Origin of the sequence: Lacimonas salitolerans (assembly GCF_042677865.1) — a bacterium.
Lineage (GTDB): Bacteria > Pseudomonadota > Alphaproteobacteria > Rhodobacterales > Rhodobacteraceae > Lutimaribacter > Lutimaribacter salitolerans.
The window spans coordinates 1-16,242 of record NZ_JBHUDD010000137.1 but is presented as its reverse complement, the minus strand read 5'-3'; the positions used below and the strand labels follow the sequence as shown (position 1 = coordinate 16,242).

The 16,242-nt window shown below is 58.1% G+C and carries 19 protein-coding genes and 1 pseudogene; 12 read left to right on the top strand and 8 right to left on the bottom strand.

Features of this window, described 5'->3' with window-relative positions; all coding sequences use genetic code 11:
- Positions 1-460 precede the first annotated feature (460 nt).
- Positions 461-1,048, top strand: a complete 588-nt coding sequence (locus ACFTOW_RS14885; protein WP_379917069.1) for an SEL1-like repeat protein — start codon at positions 461-463, stop codon at positions 1,046-1,048.
- Here the strand turns inward: ACFTOW_RS14885 and ACFTOW_RS14880 are convergent.
- From ACFTOW_RS14880 to ACFTOW_RS14855, 6 genes are all read right to left on the bottom strand, one after another.
- Positions 1,027-1,341, bottom strand: coding sequence for a hypothetical protein (locus ACFTOW_RS14880; RefSeq protein ID WP_379917067.1), 315 nt, complete (start codon positions 1,339-1,341; stop codon positions 1,027-1,029). The two genes, ACFTOW_RS14885 and ACFTOW_RS14880, sit on opposite strands and share 22 nt — an antisense overlap.
- 469 nt (positions 1,342-1,810) lie before the next feature.
- On the bottom strand, positions 1,811-2,149 hold the full coding sequence (locus ACFTOW_RS14875) for a flagellar biosynthesis anti-sigma factor FlgM (protein ID WP_379917065.1): 339 nt from the start codon (positions 2,147-2,149) through the stop codon (positions 1,811-1,813).
- Between the two features lie 35 nt (positions 2,150-2,184).
- On the bottom strand, positions 2,185-2,943 hold the full coding sequence (gene flgA, locus ACFTOW_RS14870; RefSeq protein ID WP_379917063.1) for a flagellar basal body P-ring formation chaperone FlgA: 759 nt from the start codon (positions 2,941-2,943) through the stop codon (positions 2,185-2,187).
- Entirely contained in the window at positions 2,897-3,259 is a 363-nt protein-coding gene (locus ACFTOW_RS14865; protein ID WP_379917061.1) for a type IV pilus assembly protein FimV, read from the bottom strand. The genes flgA and ACFTOW_RS14865 overlap by 47 nt, the downstream gene beginning before the upstream one ends.
- The gene (locus ACFTOW_RS14860; RefSeq protein ID WP_379917059.1) at positions 3,246-4,403 is read right to left on the bottom strand and encodes a flagellar assembly protein T N-terminal domain-containing protein; all 1,158 of its coding nucleotides are present in this window, start codon (positions 4,401-4,403) and stop codon (positions 3,246-3,248) included. Before ACFTOW_RS14860 ends, ACFTOW_RS14865 begins: the two co-directional genes overlap by 14 nt.
- Before the next feature lie 8 nt (positions 4,404-4,411).
- Positions 4,412-4,846, bottom strand: coding sequence for an LPP20 family lipoprotein (locus ACFTOW_RS14855; RefSeq protein WP_379917057.1), 435 nt, complete (start codon positions 4,844-4,846; stop codon positions 4,412-4,414).
- Positions 4,847-5,098: 252 nt separating this feature from the next.
- Between ACFTOW_RS14855 and flhA the strand changes: the two genes are divergently transcribed.
- The 6 genes from flhA (at position 5,099) to ACFTOW_RS14825 (ending at position 10,790) form a co-directional block, all read left to right on the top strand.
- Complete coding sequence (gene flhA / locus ACFTOW_RS14850) at positions 5,099-7,207, top strand: flagellar biosynthesis protein FlhA (RefSeq protein ID WP_379917055.1); 2,109 nt, start codon at positions 5,099-5,101, stop codon at positions 7,205-7,207.
- Between the two features lie 50 nt (positions 7,208-7,257).
- A complete protein-coding gene (locus ACFTOW_RS14845; protein ID WP_379917053.1) occupies positions 7,258-8,832 on the top strand; it encodes a hypothetical protein in 1,575 nt (524 codons plus the stop codon).
- Between the two features lie 77 nt (positions 8,833-8,909).
- Entirely contained in the window at positions 8,910-9,278 is a 369-nt protein-coding gene (locus tag ACFTOW_RS14840) for a flagellar export chaperone FliS (protein ID WP_379917051.1), read from the top strand.
- Positions 9,279-9,285: 7 nt separating this feature from the next.
- On the top strand, positions 9,286-9,579 hold the full coding sequence (locus ACFTOW_RS14835) for a hypothetical protein (RefSeq protein WP_379917049.1): 294 nt from the start codon (positions 9,286-9,288) through the stop codon (positions 9,577-9,579).
- Between the two features lie 29 nt (positions 9,580-9,608).
- Positions 9,609-10,259 carry a CBS domain-containing protein gene (locus tag ACFTOW_RS14830; RefSeq protein ID WP_379917047.1) on the top strand — a complete coding sequence of 217 codons (651 nt, stop codon included), beginning with the start codon at positions 9,609-9,611 and terminating at the stop codon, positions 10,257-10,259.
- 48 nt (positions 10,260-10,307) lie between these two features.
- Positions 10,308-10,790 (top strand): hypothetical protein, encoded by a 483-nt coding sequence (locus tag ACFTOW_RS14825; RefSeq protein ID WP_379917044.1) that lies wholly within the window; start codon positions 10,308-10,310, stop codon positions 10,788-10,790.
- Here ACFTOW_RS14825 and rpoN read toward each other — a convergent pair.
- Positions 10,787-12,151: an RNA polymerase factor sigma-54 gene (rpoN, locus tag ACFTOW_RS14820; RefSeq protein WP_379917042.1), complete on the bottom strand. Its 1,365-nt coding sequence runs from the start codon at positions 12,149-12,151 to the stop codon at positions 10,787-10,789. The genes ACFTOW_RS14825 and rpoN overlap by 4 nt on opposite strands.
- A gap of 158 nt (positions 12,152-12,309) precedes the next feature.
- On the opposite strand from rpoN, the gene ACFTOW_RS14815 reads away from it, so the two are divergent.
- Complete coding sequence (locus tag ACFTOW_RS14815; RefSeq protein WP_379917040.1) at positions 12,310-12,558, top strand: disulfide bond formation protein B; 249 nt, start codon at positions 12,310-12,312, stop codon at positions 12,556-12,558.
- Positions 12,559-12,567: 9 nt separating this feature from the next.
- Here the strand turns inward: ACFTOW_RS14815 and ACFTOW_RS14810 are convergent, their stop codons facing one another.
- Entirely contained in the window at positions 12,568-13,074 is a 507-nt protein-coding gene (locus ACFTOW_RS14810) for an Lcl C-terminal domain-containing protein (RefSeq protein ID WP_379917038.1), read from the bottom strand.
- 79 nt (positions 13,075-13,153) lie between these two features.
- On the opposite strand from ACFTOW_RS14810, the gene ACFTOW_RS14805 reads away from it, so the two are divergent.
- From ACFTOW_RS14805 to tnpB, 4 genes and pseudogenes are all read left to right on the top strand, one after another.
- Entirely contained in the window at positions 13,154-13,915 is a 762-nt protein-coding gene (locus ACFTOW_RS14805; RefSeq protein WP_379917036.1) for a motility protein A, read from the top strand.
- Positions 13,916-13,942: 27 nt separating this feature from the next.
- Positions 13,943-15,181: a flagellar motor protein MotB gene (locus ACFTOW_RS14800; protein WP_379917034.1), complete on the top strand. Its 1,239-nt coding sequence runs from the start codon at positions 13,943-13,945 to the stop codon at positions 15,179-15,181.
- A gap of 391 nt (positions 15,182-15,572) precedes the next feature.
- The gene (gene tnpA / locus ACFTOW_RS14795; RefSeq protein ID WP_379917032.1) at positions 15,573-15,968 is read left to right on the top strand and encodes an IS66-like element accessory protein TnpA; all 396 of its coding nucleotides are present in this window, start codon (positions 15,573-15,575) and stop codon (positions 15,966-15,968) included.
- Positions 15,965-16,177: pseudogene (gene tnpB, locus ACFTOW_RS14790) on the top strand (IS66 family insertion sequence element accessory protein TnpB); the annotation flags it as partial. The gene tnpA and the pseudogene tnpB, both read left to right, overlap by 4 nt.
- Between the last annotated feature and the right edge of the window lie 65 nt (positions 16,178-16,242).

The window sequence follows — 16,242 nt, the reverse complement described above, 5'->3', positions numbered from 1 at the left end:
GCACGGATGTTAACAATGCAGGTGGGTCAGTTTTAGATGATCATAACCCACCCAAGTGGGTCACTTTTGCATGCTGATTCACATCCGATCGAAGACCCCGCAGAAAATCAAAGATAACGCTTGCCAAACAGGGGGCATCCACACACGTCATGGTATACGGTGCCGGCGGGTGGGGGCATCAACCGCATCAGTTCACTTCGATGCCTTCATGTGATTCCGCTCCTTTCCCAGCCGGGAAATCATAGCGGAAAACTCCAGCTTCAAACGGTCCAGAATCCGGGGATCAGATCAGACCGGCGACATGCATTAAGCAATTGCGCCTTGTTCCAAATGGTTTACCCTTGGCAAGGCAGCAGCAAGACCGGAGCAGACCATGACACCGCGCGGATGCCCCTTTCTAAAATTGACCCTGAACCGGGCAGTCGCCGCAATAGTCCTTGCGACCCTTGGCAGCGGCGCCATGGCAGAGGCGCATCGGGCCGAGGCAGACCCGTTTCAAAACGCGGTGCGGGCCGTGCAGGTCAAGGATTTTGCCACGGCCACTGCCTTGTTCGAAACTCTTGCGCAGAATGACGATTACGACGCGCAGTTCAACCTTGCCATTATGCTGCGCGCCGGACAGGGACGGCCCCAGAATTTCGTTCAGGCGCTGGAATGGTCCCTGTTGGCGCAACTGGGTGGTGTGGAGCGGGCCATCAAGTTCAGCGAAGACCTGTCCGACCTAGTGACGCCGAATGCAAAGGCCGCGATATTCGTGCGGATCGACCAGAGACTGCGCGAAAGGCTTGCACGCGGGGATCGCAGCGCGATCATGCAATACATAGATTTCAACAGCACCACCTTGTCCGAGCCAGACATGCAAGCGGCCTATGTCTGGTCCCTGATCGCGGCGGCGCTGGGTGTTGATAACGCAGCCACCAAGCGCGACGAGATCATGACAGAGTTGGAAACGGAAGTGATCCTGAAGTCACAGGACGAGGCGCGCGCGTTGTTCGATGAACAGGACATGACGACGCTGTTTACGGATCAGGCGTCAGGCGGGCTGTAGCACAACACGGCAACACGGGCCTCGTCATCGGTCAGGCCATGTTTGCGCGCGGCGGCAAGCAGGTCCATGCCGTCATCCAGCGCCTTGCGAAAATCATTCAACACTACGACGCCGGTCGCGGCGGCCTTATCGGGCGCGGGCGGGGTTTCCGGCGCGGTCTCAGAAAATGTGGGGTCAGGCGCCTGATCGGGCTTGGATGGTTCGGTTTCGGCGGGCAGATCCGATGATAAGGGTTCTGCGAGCGCCTCTTCATACAGTGTTGTGAAATCAGACGTGGGCGCGGCACTTGTCATCGCCGGCGCGGTCCTGTGCGCGCTCGCGCGGTTTTTCCTGGCCGACCGGGACCGGCGCACTCGCCACAGCACTGCCAGCAGTAGAAGGCACGCCCCCGCTGCAAGCAGACCCAATTTCAATTGATCCTGATCTGGCATCACCATCATTCCGGTTTCCCCTATCGGTTCCAGTCACATTGTTGACAGGGGAGACAGTAATTTGACGATGCGCCCGATGTCGGACCCATAACCGCTGCGGGCGATCTCAACTCAGCACTTTTAGCGGCAAAGAAGAATTCACGCAAAAGATCGTCATGCAGTCCGGATGCACCCGGAAAGTGTAGCACCGCTAGGCCTCTTAGCATCTTGACGCAGTCTAGAACGTCTGCCGCAGCATCGGCATAAGCCACCGCATTATGACGGCTTTTGGAAAGCTTTTCCAAAAGAACGCCAAGACGGAACATCGCATCGACAAAGGCTGGTTCAGTTATCAAGAAAGGGAATCTAACGATTGCAACAAACTGCCGGCCACCTTGGAAAGGTCAATGGGGTAGTTGTTTGCTCTGATCGCTTCACGTATCTCGGTGGTCGCCTCGATATCTATCGGCGGGGGCATGTCCCGCATGGATGCCAGCACTTCGGCAGTGGCCGAATTCACCTCGATCGAAGGACGTGATGCAGCCGAAACCGGGTTGACTGGAGCCGCAAGGCCAAGAGCAGCGGTGTCGCCAGACGCGTTCGGCGAAAGGCTTACCGTTGGGGTAGCATTAGCTTCAGCTACTCTCACAGAAGTAACTGTGCCAGTAAGGTTTTGTGTGGAATCGACCATGTAACTTTCTCCTTGCTGATTCAGGTAACGACGCTCTACGGGAGGCTTTTAGAGATTACTTCCACTTTCTTGTCACCGACCACCTTGCCCAACAGCTCCACGCCGCTGGTTGCATTCGTCACACGGATCGTATCACCGAATTGGCCCGATTCCAACGCCATGCCCGGCGCCACGATTTGAATGCCGCCACGCAGGATGAAAAGGGACAATGCATCTTCTGCTTCAACCGCCCATTCACGCAGCAAATGCCGCGGCATGAGAGGTACGCGCGTGGTGATGGACTGCGTCAGAACCCGTCCGATCACGTCGTCGGGATCGGCAAAGATACTGCCTGAAGAAAGCGGGTCTATCGGGCGCAGTTCCACATCACCAGATTGAATACGGTCGCCACGCCGCAAGGGCCTGTTCAGAAACACGGCCTGCGCGATGGCCGCATCACGGCCCTGGGCAACGGGAAGGCCCGCGCCTCTGACCTGGGCGCGCACCACGATTTCCCACTCCACCGGCGACGGGCACACGACCAAAACGCTGCGCCAGCCGCCAAAGGCCGGTTGCACTTCCAATGGCTGATCGCAGGCATAGAACTGTTTTTCCGGCAAAACGTTGGGCGCTGCATGCTCTCCCGCCTGGGTCAGGCGCTTGACGATCGCCTGCCTGACATCCTCGCCGGTTATCACGCGGGGTTCAGCGACCGCCACCAGCGGCAACACGACAAACCCGCAGATGATGACCCATGAATGGCGCATGTCAGAAGAAATGGATGTCGTCAGGCTCGGACGGCCCGGCGGCCCCATGTGGAAGGGTGATTGTTTGGCCCGCAAGCAAGCGGTTCATGTCACCGCCACGAAACGCACGAGGATTAAGCGCGAGGGTCGCCCGCGCAAGGCTTGGCAAATCCGCATTATGGCCAAAATGGGTGAGCAGGATTGAATACAGGGTTTCACCCTGCTGAACGTGGTGCCGGTTTTCAGAAACGCCCCCGGCCAGCAAGTCTGAATTATACCTTAGAACGAGATCAGGATCCTGAGCGTGGGCCGGCGCCGCTATGGTGATCAACAGCGCAGCCGACCAGTATGATATCGAACGGATCATCCTGTTACCTTCGGTCATTGAAATGCACCTGCGTTCCCGCCAGGCCTGAAGGGGCGCGGTCCAGGTTCATCGGAGCGACGATTGCACTGCTTGCGCCAAGCTCGACAACGCGAAGGACTGTCCATGCGCTTTGACCGCCATCGACAAACGCAAGGCTTTGACGGGTCAGACCGTCCCGTGTGCCCAGATCCACGCGATAGCGGCCTTTGCCTGCGGCCGCCAGATTGGCAACCAAGGGCGCACAGGCGGATTGCTCCAGCCATGTCGCCAGGCTCTTGCCAAAGCTCCGGGACAGATCCTTGGCCGTGCTGTCCCAGTCCTTGCTGGCCAAGACGTTCAACGCCCGCCAAGGGGTGTCGGGTGTAAGGGTCACCGTCTTTTGCAGTTTCAGATTACGGGTCCGCGACGGGGCTGCGGGATCGACGATGCGCGCCTCAAGTGTCACCACAACGCGCTCTGCCCGTGCCGACGCGGATTGCGCCGACCATGAAAGATGCAAGCCACGGGCCTCGCGGGGCAACGTCCCGCCACCTTGCCGTGGCGCCTTGCCTGTCAGGAGCGATTGGTAATCAAACCCGTCTGCCACCCTGGATGCCACCTCGGCTTTGGGGGCCAGCGATATCGTACTGTCCGCAAGCCGGACATTCGCAGCGCCGCGCAGGACGTTCACCGTCTCGTCATGGGCCATCTTCAGGGCTTCGTCAATCCAATGCGGCACTTGTTGTGTCGTCCGCAGCTTTGGCACGCCGACCGTCAACGCAAGGTCAGGCCGCGCGGCACAGCCTAGTTGCGGCTGCTCGCCCACATAGGCGTCAATCGTCACCTCATATTGGGACTGCCCCCTGAATTCGTCCACGACGGCAAAATCCACAATCCGGGTCGAGGCGCGCAGCAGGATGCTGTCAGCGGTCAGAACTCCCATGTCGACAGCCGAAAACGCATCTACATCCGCCCCACCCTTCATCGCGGCAAGATACAGCGCGTCTTCCAACGCGCGACGACGCGATCCCGGGATGTCATTGGGCGCCAAGACGGCCCGCCCGGTAACTCGCACCATCTCGGCGGTTGCCGCAACGGGCGCAGTGGTGAGCGCGACCAGACACGCCAGTATCACCCAAAGAACGGCCCGACGATGGGTTGGGGGGCTGTGAAGACGCCTCATCATTGCGATCAGCGCAGCGCCTGCATGATGCGGTTGATCATGTCGCGATCCAGTTCCAGCACCACCTCATATGTGTCGCGCCCCACCGGGTTGATCCGCACCGTGCGCGCGCCCCGGATCGTTCCATCGACGGACGCGCGAGACGTGTCGTTCTGCACCAAGGCGTTGATCACCGTCGTCCGGGAATTCAGCTTGAGACCATGCACCTGCTCGGTGAGATCGCGTATCGCATCTATCCGTGCCGCCCGGATCGCCATCAGCCGCCGCTGATTGACGTTCTTGGCCGGCTGCGCCGAAATAGTCGCGTACCCGACCCCCGAGATGCTTGGCACGATCTGCTGGGCGGTTACGGCATCGGCCCGGTCAAGCGAATTTTCGATCGCTGCTGCATCGCGGACGGCAGCGGACTGACCCGCAGGCGCCGATGTCGCGCCATGTTGCATCACGCATCCTGAAAGGCTTGCAAATGCGGCAATGGCAGCGACTGCCTTGATTGCAGGCATACGGGTGGGGCTTCGCACTGATCTGTCCTCCGAGCGGTACATCATTTGGAGGCCTGCATGCACATGCCATGCCAGTTCTACAACACGGCTCGCCATGGCCCTGTGAAATACGAATGGCATGATTTTTGCTCCTTTTTAAAACGACGAGCCTTGTCTGGGCGCGTGCGAGAAGCAGGGCAAGGAACCCCTTGGATGAGTCTGTCAGAACCGACACTAAGCCGCGGCAATATTGGGCGGACCCTGACCAGCACGGCGTTGCCTCTCGGCATCCTGATGCTGGTGGCGATGATGGTCCTGCCCCTGCCGGTGTTTCTGCTGGATGTCTTCTTTACACTTAACATCCTGATGGCGCTGCTGATCCTGATGGTCGCGCTGCATACATACCGGCCTTTGGATTTTTCGTCCTTCCCCAGTCTTCTGCTTGTCGCCACGGTGTTTCGCCTCGCATTGAATGTCGCGTCGACACGGATCGTACTGAGCGAAGGGCACACCGGGACGGCCGCCGCGGGCCAGGTCATCGAGGCGTTCGGGGCCTTTGTGATCGCGGGGAATTTCGTCGTCGGGATCTTCGTTTTCCTGATCCTTGTGATCATCAACCTTGTGGTCATCACCAAAGGTGCCGGGCGCGTTTCAGAGGTATCGGCACGTTTCACGCTGGATGCCATGCCCGGCAAGCAGATGGCGATTGACGCAGATCTGAATGCAGGCGTGCTGACAGCCGAAGAAGCGACCAAACGGCGCGAGGACGTGGCCCGCGAGGCGGATTTCCACGGCGCCATGGACGGTGCGTCGAAATTCGTGAAGGGCGATGCGATTGCGGGCATCCTTATCCTTGCCATCAACCTGATCGGCGGGCTGGCCATCGGGACCATGCAGCATGATCTGGCCGTCGGGGAGGCTGCACAGCTTTACGTGCTGCTGTCGATCGGGGATGGGCTTGTGGCGCAGATCCCGTCCTTGCTGCTGTCGATCGCCACGGCAATCATCGTAACGCGCGTTTCCTCGTCGCAGGACATGGCCGAGCACATCAAAAGCGAAGTCAGCATGTCGCGCGCGTGGTTTCCCGTGGCCGGCGTGCTTGGCCTGATCGGCCTTGTGCCTGGCATGCCGACGCTCTTGTTCGTGGGGGTCGCGGCCTTTGCAGGGCTTGCGGGGTATGTTTTCCGCAAACGGGAACTGCTGGGCGACACCGAGATCGAAGAGGCGGAGCCAGCCGGCAGCGAAGACACCAATTCAGACAACCTGAAGGTGACGGATGTCGCCGACCTGTCAGCAGTGACGTTACAGCTGAGCTACCCGCTTTTGTCGATGGTCGACAGCGAGGATGGCGGCCCGCTGGCGCGGCGCATCAAGACCGTGCGCTCAGAGGTGTCACAGGCCCTTGGCTTTGTCCTGCCCGGTATCCGCGTGCGTGACGACCTTGCCCTTGCCGCCAACGAATACCGGATCAAGATCGGTCAAACGGTTGTGGCCGAAAACAAGATCTACCCGGATCACAAACTTGCGCTTCCAAGCGGCACATCCCGCATCAAGCTGCAGGGTATCGACGTCAAGGAGCCGTCTTTCGGCATCGACGCAACATGGATCCTGCCCGAGCGCGAGGTTGAGGCCGAAGCCAACGACTATGTCATCATCGAACCCGAAACGGTGCTGGCCACCCATCTCAGCCAGATCCTGCGCAAACACGCCTCCGAATTGATCGGTCAGGACGACGTGCAGGAATTGCTCGACAACCTGTCAAGGGTTGTGCCGCAACTTGTGCAATCCGTCGTGCCAAAGCTGATGCCGTTGCACAATCTGACAGCCGTGCTGCGTCACATCCTACGCGAACGGATACCGATCAGCGACCTGAGGCTCATTCTGGAACTGCTTTCCGAAATGGCCAGTCGCAACCTTGGCATCGCCGAAACAGCCGAGGCGCTGCGGCCGCATCTGGTCGGGCTGCTGATCCAGCAGACCACGCCGCTCAACCAGCCCTTGCCAGTGGTGACGCTGGACAGCGATTTCGAGCATTTGCTCATCAATTCCGCAAAACAATCCGAAGGAGAGCAATTGCTGCTGGATGGCACGCTTGCAGAACGGCTGGTTCAATCGCTGGTCAGGCTGAACGAGGAACAAGCGGAAACCGGCAAAAAGGCTTTCCTTGTCGTCTCTCCACAGATCCGGCGAAAGTTCTCGGCGTTCCTGAGGCAGTATATTGCCGATTTCCCGGTTCTGTCCTTCACCGAACTGCCTGATGGCCGCAAGGTGGACGTGATCGCCACCGTTTCGGGCGAAGAAACCATGACGCCCGCAAAATGACCCGATCCGTGATCTAAGCATCGCCGCGCCTGCTAAAAAGGGACCCTTCCGTGACTGAATACGTCTTCAAAGCCGCAGATTCAGAAAGCGCCATGGACAAGGCCGTCCGGGAACTGGGCGATGACGCGATGATCCTGTCGATCCGGCGCGTGGGCAACCTGACAGAAGTGAGGGCCATCAAGCAGACTGTCGCCGCAGTCACCGCCCGCGCGCCCGAACCGAAACCGCGCCGGCGTTTTGAAGAGCCCTTCGCAAAAGGCGTGCCGGCAGAGACCCTGGATCTTGAAGAGGCGCTCCGAACCGTTCGGAATCGTCGCGATCACGACGACGACATGGACGACATGCGCCAACAGCCCTATGACAGCGATGATTTTCGGCGGCAGCCATATCAGGACGAGCCCCGCCCCCGGCAGGCCTCCGAGCCAGCCATAGATCTGCCCGATATCGCCGAATTGGAGCAGATGCTGAACACCCGCGCGCGCGCCGAAGAAACGACCAATGCCCATCTCATGCGCCGGGCGACGGGCGAGCCACCCTCGCCCCCGTGGCCTGTGGAGCAAATGTTCCAGCGATCCGACTGGTCTGACGACGATATGCCAGCCTCCTCAGAGGCCGCCTTCAGGGAAGACGACCGGTTCGGGGCGCGTCCGGATACAGAGCCGCGCCCAATCGTCGAGCCTTGGGCACCGGCCGGCTCCGCGCCGCCCCAGCCGGCTGCGGAAACCGCACGCGCTTGGGAAAAAGCGCCCTATCAGGCAATCGGTACGAGCGGGTTTGATCCGACATCAGAGTGGCGTCCGGGCTACGCGCCCGGCACAAGTGTGCCTGAACAATACGAATCTGCCCCCGCGGCCATCACGCAAAGGGGAGGATCGTCTGATCGGATCGTGCGCCATGGCTTTCCCGAGGACATCGCGCGTAGCTGCGCCATCGCGCCCGAGCTGCATTCGCCCAAGGCGCAACTGGATCACGCCTGCAAGCTGCTGGCAGAGCGGCTGGCCTGGCCGGATGAGACCTCTGCATTGCATGAGGGCGGTATGCTGTTCATCTTCGGCCCGCCCGGTGCTGGAAAGACCACGGTTACCGCGCAGATCGCCTTTGAGCGCATCCAAAGCTACGGCATTCGCCCGAAACTTACCAAGCTTTCCCGCAAAAGCTTTGTGGATGACGGGCGGTTGCTGCATCACGCGTTGCTGCTCAATACCGTCTACACAGACGAAACCTGGCACCAACCCCAAATCTACAGCCCAAGCGATATCGTGGATTGTAACCTGTCAGACCCGGAACAGGTGAAAGAAGCCTATGACCTGATCTGCCAGAACAACGAGGATACGGACCTCACCCCGGTGATGATCGTTCCGGGGACCTGGTCGGTGCTGGCGATCAAGCACTACTGTCAGGCGTTCAAAGACCTGTCCCCCGCCATCATCCTCACGCATATGAATGTTGGTGGCATCGGGATAGGTGGGCTATCGGCCCTGTCTGGCGCGAATGCCCGGTTGGTGGCGGCCAGTGAAACCCAAATGATCACCGACGGGCTTGCGCCGATCGATCAACCGTCAATCGAACAGTTTCTGCTGGATACGGTCACCTATACCGATACGGAACTTGGTCTCGGACTTTAGCCAGAATGGCCTAAACAGACCCGCCTTCTAGTCGTTTATATACAGGAAAATAGTTAGAAATAGGTGCAATCAAGTACATGTTAAGTCCTGCAAATGAGTACAAACGCCAGCAAAGCAGACCGGATTTCGACGTCGAAAGCAAACAGGCGTTGGTCAAAGCAACATTGGAGTGCTTGACGCGCAGTCTGGGGATCGTCGAAGTGGCGCAGGACCGCACGACCGAGGTATATCGACATCATTCGGCGCGCGCATTGACGGCAATATACGTTCTGCAAAGCAGTCTGGATTTTGAACGTGGTGGCGATATCGCCACCAACCTGTTCCAACTTTATGAATATTCCCGCCAGCAACTGCTGAAGCATATGCGCCGCGACGACACCGCGAACGTGCCGCAAGCCCGCAGGGCAATGAGAGAAATACTTGATGCATGGCAACAAATCTCATGATCCGGGCATGACCCGGACCAACGACATTCTTGATGGTTTCGAGCAGTCCCAAACGAGAATAGAACAGTTTCTGGACGCCGGAGAGTTCGAGCAGGCCCTTGCCATGAGCGAGGAACTTGGCGTTGCTATACGACGCACTGACCTGCCAGCCGCCAGCATCACCGCCAAGGATCGGGCCCGTCTTGGCGATCTGGTCCTGCGTAACACGGACAGCGCCGAACAGGTTGGCCGATTAATGGAAAACGCAAGGTCGGCGCGGCGCAAAAGCCAGGCTGCCTTGCGGGTTTACAAGAAATACTGATCCTTTTCCACATCATCGGAGATCCGAACATGACCCTGACCGCCCATGACATCATCGAAGGAAAGCGCCCGCGTCTGCGAGATCTGATCGAAGTGGATTTGAGCTTGCCGCAGGCAACGTTGACCAAAGACAGCACGGTGCGAGATGCCATGCGGATCATCTCGAACGAAAACCGGGGCGGTGTGGTTGTTGTGGATGATGCCCGCGCTGTTGTGGGCATCCTGTCCGAGCGCGATATCGTCAGGAATATTTTTTCGACCGGGGCCGATGTTCTGAATTGGATGGTCGATCGCGTCATGACACGTGTCGTGTACACGGTCGATGAAGACACAAATTGCCAGACCACGTTGACGGAAATGATCGACAAAAGATTTCGCAACCTGCCCGTTTGCAATGCAGACGGGAAACTTGTCGCCTGCGTCGAGATCCTGCAAGTCACACATGCGAAGCTGGCCGAACTTACAGAGTCAAACCGCAAACTAATGGATCTGCTTGCACTGCTGAAAAACACGCAAATTACCGTTGGACCGAATGTATGTTCCGCCACGATAAAGGCTATGTTCCAGACGGACGGGGTGGAATGTGTCATCGTGCGCGAAAATGGAAAGACCCTTGGCTTCATCACGAAAGATGAATTCCTGAGGGCGTTGCAACGCGTTTCGGGCGCACACGCTTCATAAACCTTCGTTTTCAGCGTTGGTTCACGCTTTGGGAAAGGCAACTCAGATATGTCATATGCGCCCGATTGGGTTCTTCACGCCGTCTGCAGCACCGTCGCCACGCGTTTCGTCGAAGGCAACCTTCCGATCGAGGCATTTGCCAACCGGATGTCAAAATCATTGTTGAAATCCTATGCGGATTGCAAACCCGAAAAACTATACGGTGTTTCCGAAGCCATGCTGTTTTTTCTCGCCGAACTCGAAGAGGAGGACACGCTACACTATTGCAGCGGCTTTCTTTACAATTCGATCTGTTTCGAGAAATCAGGCAGGCCACGAAAGATGCGCGGCGTCTTCTTCGACCCTCTCGCACCGGCCCGGGAACTAACCAAAAGCCAGACTGTCGTCACGTCGTTCAAGGCCTTCGTGTTTCGCATGCGCAATGATCCGTCGCTGGGCCAACCAAGGGCCTGGCGGCTTGATGAGATCGCCGAGATCAAGACCCTGACCAATATTTTGAACGCGCCCGTGACTTTCGCCGACGCGCTCTAGCACTGTATACTGGGTGCCGACATCTCGTAGCTGCGGCGCCGTTGAGATGAGGATGGAATGCGGTCAAGTTTGCGATATTTAGCCACCGTGCGCCGCGCGATCTGAAAACCTTGGCTGTTCAGTTCACTGGTGATCTTGTCATCGCTGAACGGGCGGTTTTGCGGCTCGGCACCGACCATGTTGCGAATTTTGTTGCGGATCGCCCAAGCCGACGCGCCCTCGTCTGACCCATCACTCTCAATCGCGGCGCTGAAGAACGCCTTCAGAGGGAAACAGCCCTGAGGCGTTTGCATCGTCAAGGATGATGTCACACGGCTGATCGTACTTTCATGCAGGCCTACGGCATCGGCGATCATCTTCAGCTTGAGGGGGCGCATCTTTTGCATGCCTTCATCCAGAAACGGCTTTTGGTAGCGCACGATTTCGGCGGCAACCTTGATGCTGGTCTCGTTGCGCTGCAAGATCGCTCGGGTGAGCCACCTTGCAGTGCCCAAAGAGCCCCTCACGAATTCGCAGTCGGCGTCCTTGCCGATCAGCTTTCGCACCTTGCGGCCCATTTCCTCGTCAACCTTGATGACAGGCAGGGTCGAATTGTTCAGCTCTACAGACCACTCGCCCTCGGCATCCTTGAAAGCGCACAGGTCCGGCTCTTGTAGCGGGACCGCATGTCCATCCCCAAGCTCAAGCCCCGGCTTAGGGTTGAGACGGCGCAGCTGGCGCAGATATCCGGCCAGCTGTTCCTTGTTGCAATCCAGTTTCCTGCGCAGTTCCGGCAACGCCCCTTGCTGCACCAAATTCAGATGGTCGATCAGCACATGCATCTTGGCTCTATCTTTTCCTGCGTCACGCAGTTGCAGCCTGAGGCACTCTCGAAGGTTGCGAGCGAACAGCCCCGCAGGCTCGGCGCGCTGCAGTTTGCGTAAGACCTGATCGACCTGTGCAACATCTGCGCACAGATTGGCCGCTACATCCTCAAGGGCCACCAAAAGCCACCCGGTCGGCTCCAGATGCGAGGCAAGGGCGTATCCGATTGCGCGGTCGTCATGATCGCTCAGCAAATCCTCGACCTGCGCGAACACCTGTGCACCGAATGTCTCGCCGGCTCTGTCGACAAGCATGGAAATCGGATCGTAGCCGGACTGATCCACCGCACTGCCTGACGACATCGGCACCATCGGAATGCCGCGCGACACCTCGGGCAGTTTCACTTCGAGGAAAGGGTTCTCTTCGGCGGCCTTTTCAACATAGCTTGTCAGATCGACATTGTTCAGCAAAAGCAATTTGATCGCCTGCTGAAGTTGCGGCGTGAAAACCAGTGATTGCCGTTGCGCAAGCTGCGCCTGCATCGAGACCTGAAACATGTCGCCTAGAATCCTGTTATCACTCAGGCCATAAGATACCAACGCCGGGTAAAGTTGCAGCATATCTTAAGTTTTTTGAATGGCCCTTTAGGGATGGCCGCCTAAGTCCGGCGCAGTCCTTGCTTGGTCACGTTGCAGGGTGAAGCGGCGGAGCGGGAATGGCCGAGCGAAGCGACGACGATCAGGGGCAGACCGGCACACCGTGCCATAGATGCATCGTAATCCGTTTTTTCCTGATGGCTGTGATCGGGATTGCCCTGATCTATGTGCTGAGCCCCGAAACATTCGGGGTGATCGAGGGATTTAGCACACTGACCCTCGCCCTTTTTTTTATCGGCGGGCTGGGTTTGTTGGCGATTGGCAAAGCTACGCTGGAACTTATCGGACCGGATCGAAGCGGCGATTAAGGCAAGACATCACCGGTCACGCACAAGTCTGAAGGCGAAGGACTGTCGCGGCAACGCGCGGCCGTAACTGAAGCCTGAATTGAAATTCACGACCCAACGGCTGCCGGCCAGCATCCAGTTGGCGTCGGCTGTCCAGTACCCGCCCCTATACGCATCAGGAAACACACGGCCGTCTATCAACGGCGGCGCGTCCCCGGGCACCAAAAGGCGCTCCAGCTCTGCACGTGTCGGGATGCGCCACCCCTCACCCGAACTGGCCGCCGCCCGTGCGATGATCGCTTCGCCTGCCGCGAATGGCGCAAGCAACGGATCCCCGTCGCAGCGACCGTCAGCCCAAACCTGCCCTATGCTGCATCGCATCCACTCCAGCTTGCCCATGATATCCAGCACAACGGGGCCCCGCTCAACGAAGGTGATGCCGTCTTGGGCATGAGCATCTGGCCCCAAGGCCGTCAAAACCAAGGCGATCAGCCCATAACGGCGAAACCGTCCTGACAAATTTGTGAATTTTTTCAAGAAGACCTCCCTGCGCCAAGCACTTGGCACCACACTTGCACAATTCATGCCGAACCCGGTCGAACGCAGGAGCATCGTCATGGATATTGCATCTCTAGTTGGCCTTATCGGGTCTTTTGCCATGATTGGAGGGGCGATGGTTGTCGGTGGAGGTCTGGCGCCATTCTTCGATGTTCCCTCGGTTCTGATCGTGATCGGCGGCACGTTCTTTGCTGCCATGTATACGACCCCGCTGCCCACCTTTCTGGCAAGTTTTGGGGCCATGTCAAAGGCGTTTCTACCGCCGGTCAAGAAACAGAATGTCATGATCGAGCGGATGGTGGAACTGGCCAGCATCGCCCGCAAGGATGGCATGATGGCGCTTGAGGGGCAGGATGTGCCAGACAAGTTTTTCGAAAAGGGCATGCAGCTTTTGGTTGATGGCGCCGACGAAACCAAGCTAGTTCAGCAATTGAACCAGGAAATCAAAGCGATGAAGCTGCGCCATGAAAATAACCAAAATGTGGTCAAGGCTTGGGTCGACCTTGCACCAGCCATGGGCATGATTGGCACGCTAATTGGCCTCGTTCTGATGCTTGGCAACATGGATGACCCCAAGGCGATCGGCCCAGCCATGGCCGTCGCTCTGTTGACCACCATGTATGGTGCAATCGTGGCAAATGTGATTTTCGCACCCATTCTAACGAAGCTCGAAGGTTACACCGCTTATGAAGTCACCTATCGTGAGATGATCGTTTTGGGGTTGAAGAACATTGCACGCGGAGAATCTCCGCGGAACATTCAGGATCAGATGATCTCGAATCTGCCGCCCAAGATGCAAGCCAAGATGGAAGCCGCCTGATCCAGCCCATTTATCAAGGTTTAAGTCATGGCCGAAGTAATCGAAGCAGAAGAAGAACAGGAAGAAGAGGAATGTCCGAAGTGTCCCCCCGTTGGTGCCCCCGCCTGGATGGCTACATTCGCCGATCTGGCGACACTTCTGATGGCGTTCTTCGTGCTCATCCTTTCGTTTGCGGAAATGAACGTGCCAAAATTCAAGCAGATATCAGGCTCGCTGCGGGACTCTTTTGGCGTGCAACAGATCGTGCCGGTGGTCGAACAGCCAAAGGGCACGACGGTTCTGGACATGAACTTCAGCCCGTCACCGGCCCCTTCTGTCACTGATGAGCTGACACAGGAAACCACCGAGATCCGAGAACCTGAGCTGAAAATCCCGTCCGACAATCGCGACAAGGATGGCGAGGACGAGATGCTAGAGGGCGATCAGGACCTTGAGGGACTCGGAGGCGAAGATGCGCGGAGTATCGCCGAGAATGAAAACATGTCGGATGCCGAAAAACTGGCCGCGGCAATTGAGCAGATCGGGCAGGGTGTAGATATTTCGGCAGAAGTGGTGGATGGCAAGGTCGCTATTGACATGAATGCCGATGATGCGTCCCCGCAAGAGCTGATAGAGAAGTTCCAGCGCGTCGGTCAGGCCGTGGAAATTGCCGGTCTCGCAACCGGCAAGGCCGAACTGGAAGTTCTTTTCGGGGGGCTGGACCAGACGTTGAACGACCTCGTGAGCATGGTGTCTGAACTTGAACGTCAGAACGAGGCAACGGGCGGCGTGTCCATGGAAGAAGAATTGAACCGCATCGCTGCGGCCGACGAAAAGGCCCGCGAAGCAGAGGCCGAACTCAAGGCCAACCTGCGCGATGAGATCGAACAGGGGCTGGTCACCGTCGAACGCAGGGATGGCAAGGTTTTTGTCAGCCTTGGCGCCGGCGGCGCGTTCCCGTCCGGCTCTGCCGTGCTGACAGAGCAGGCGCAGTCCATAGTTTTGGAACTGGCAAATGCCACCAACGATCCATCAAGTTCGGTGGTGGTCGCCGGACACACAGACAACGTACCGATCGCCTTTGGGGCGCTCTACCGTGACAACTGGGATCTCGCCGCCGCCCGTGCTGCAAGCGTTGTGCAGGAAATCGAAGCCCTGAACGAAGTGCCCGAACGCGTGATGTCAGCGGTCAGCTTTGGCGAGACACGCCCCATCGCCGATAATCGTACAGCTGAGGGACGCGAAAGAAACCGCCGCATCGAGGTGGAAATCGAATTCGCGCAATAATGCGGGAATGGATCTTCTGGCGGTGCAAAAAGAGTCCGTTTGACGTGTGGCATAATTGAGCTATGCGTGAAACTGGGTGACGGGGTTTGAAAGGGTGGCCTATCGTGGCGGGTGCTGAAGCCTGCCAGAACTTCCAAGAGGAAGGGGTCTGATGTCGGAGAGTGCAGAATCCTACGCTCTCATGAGCGTTTTCAGGGTTCTTGACACGATTAAACTACCCCGCTGACAGGGAGTGTCATGAACTTTGTGTATCTGGGCTGGCCCATGCGAGTTTCAGATACAGTCACGCATTGAAGCGCTCGTCAGTATCCGTCCGGTGTCGCCGCTCTGACGGGATGATGGAGTGCCTGCTAGATGTCCACCATCGGTAGTGGACATCTTGAGGTGGGCGATGGCGGGCAAGAAAGGCCAGAAGAAGCGGGTCTGGTCAGACGAGGAGAAGCTGTCGATCTGCGCGCAGGCGCGGGTTTGCGGTGTCTCGGTTGCGCAGGTTGCGCGGCGATATGCGATGAACACCAACCTGATCCACAAATGGCTTCGGGATCCTCGGTTTGCATCAGAGGATCAGGCTGCGGATTTGTCGGTGCCTGCAGGGGCAACCTTTCTTCCAGTCGAGGTTGCGGGCATGGAGCCTGTCATGGTGGCACCCATTTCGCCCACTCCTTCGGTAGGCTCCATCACTGCGCAGCGCTTGGATATTACGTTGTCGGATGGTCGTCGGATATCGGTGGAGGGTCCGACGGCTCTGTCGGCGATCGTGGCGATGGTCGAGGCAGTGGCGCAATGATCCCGGTGCCAAGCAACACGCGGGTATGGCTGGCGGCCGGCGTCACGGACATGCGACGCGGTTTCAATACGCTGGCGGCACAGGCGGAACAGGTTCTGGCCGAGGATCCGTATTCAGGCCACATGTTCGTCTTCCGTGGTCGCCGGGGTGATCTTTTGAAGATCATTTGGTGGGATTCTCAGGGGGCCTGCCTGTTTACAAACCATCTGCATTCATACTACGTCCCTTTCGGCCTCAGTTGATACTTTTTCCAGACTGGGGGTCTGGCGTCTTG

What these genes read in the sequence shown, in the direction of transcription:
- ACFTOW_RS14835 (WP_379917049.1), top strand. Translation starts at nt 9,286, where the DNA reads ATGACCCGGACCAACGACATTCTTGATGGTTTCGAGCAGTCCCAAACG.
- ACFTOW_RS14825 (WP_379917044.1), top strand. Translation starts at nt 10,308, where the DNA reads ATGTCATATGCGCCCGATTGGGTTCTTCACGCCGTCTGCAGCACCGTC.
- ACFTOW_RS14880 (WP_379917067.1), bottom strand. Translation starts at nt 1,341, where the DNA reads ATGACAAGTGCCGCGCCCACGTCTGATTTCACAACACTGTATGAAGAG.
- ACFTOW_RS14840 (WP_379917051.1), top strand. Translation starts at nt 8,910, where the DNA reads ATGTTAAGTCCTGCAAATGAGTACAAACGCCAGCAAAGCAGACCGGAT.
- tnpA (WP_379917032.1), top strand. Translation starts at nt 15,573, where the DNA reads ATGGCGGGCAAGAAAGGCCAGAAGAAGCGGGTCTGGTCAGACGAGGAG.
- ACFTOW_RS14860 (WP_379917059.1), bottom strand. Translation starts at nt 4,403, where the DNA reads ATGAGGCGTCTTCACAGCCCCCCAACCCATCGTCGGGCCGTTCTTTGG.
- flgA (WP_379917063.1), bottom strand. Translation starts at nt 2,943, where the DNA reads ATGGGGCCGCCGGGCCGTCCGAGCCTGACGACATCCATTTCTTCTGAC.
- ACFTOW_RS14875 (WP_379917065.1), bottom strand. Translation starts at nt 2,149, where the DNA reads ATGGTCGATTCCACACAAAACCTTACTGGCACAGTTACTTCTGTGAGA.
- flhA (WP_379917055.1), top strand. Translation starts at nt 5,099, where the DNA reads ATGAGTCTGTCAGAACCGACACTAAGCCGCGGCAATATTGGGCGGACC.
- ACFTOW_RS14865 (WP_379917061.1), bottom strand. Translation starts at nt 3,259, where the DNA reads ATGACCGAAGGTAACAGGATGATCCGTTCGATATCATACTGGTCGGCT.
- ACFTOW_RS14815 (WP_379917040.1), top strand. Translation starts at nt 12,310, where the DNA reads ATGGCCGAGCGAAGCGACGACGATCAGGGGCAGACCGGCACACCGTGC.
- ACFTOW_RS14805 (WP_379917036.1), top strand. Translation starts at nt 13,154, where the DNA reads ATGGATATTGCATCTCTAGTTGGCCTTATCGGGTCTTTTGCCATGATT.
- ACFTOW_RS14855 (WP_379917057.1), bottom strand. Translation starts at nt 4,846, where the DNA reads ATGCAACATGGCGCGACATCGGCGCCTGCGGGTCAGTCCGCTGCCGTC.
- ACFTOW_RS14800 (WP_379917034.1), top strand. Translation starts at nt 13,943, where the DNA reads ATGGCCGAAGTAATCGAAGCAGAAGAAGAACAGGAAGAAGAGGAATGT.
- ACFTOW_RS14885 (WP_379917069.1), top strand. Translation starts at nt 461, where the DNA reads ATGGCAGAGGCGCATCGGGCCGAGGCAGACCCGTTTCAAAACGCGGTG.
- rpoN (WP_379917042.1), bottom strand. Translation starts at nt 12,151, where the DNA reads ATGTTTCAGGTCTCGATGCAGGCGCAGCTTGCGCAACGGCAATCACTG.
- ACFTOW_RS14830 (WP_379917047.1), top strand. Translation starts at nt 9,609, where the DNA reads ATGACCCTGACCGCCCATGACATCATCGAAGGAAAGCGCCCGCGTCTG.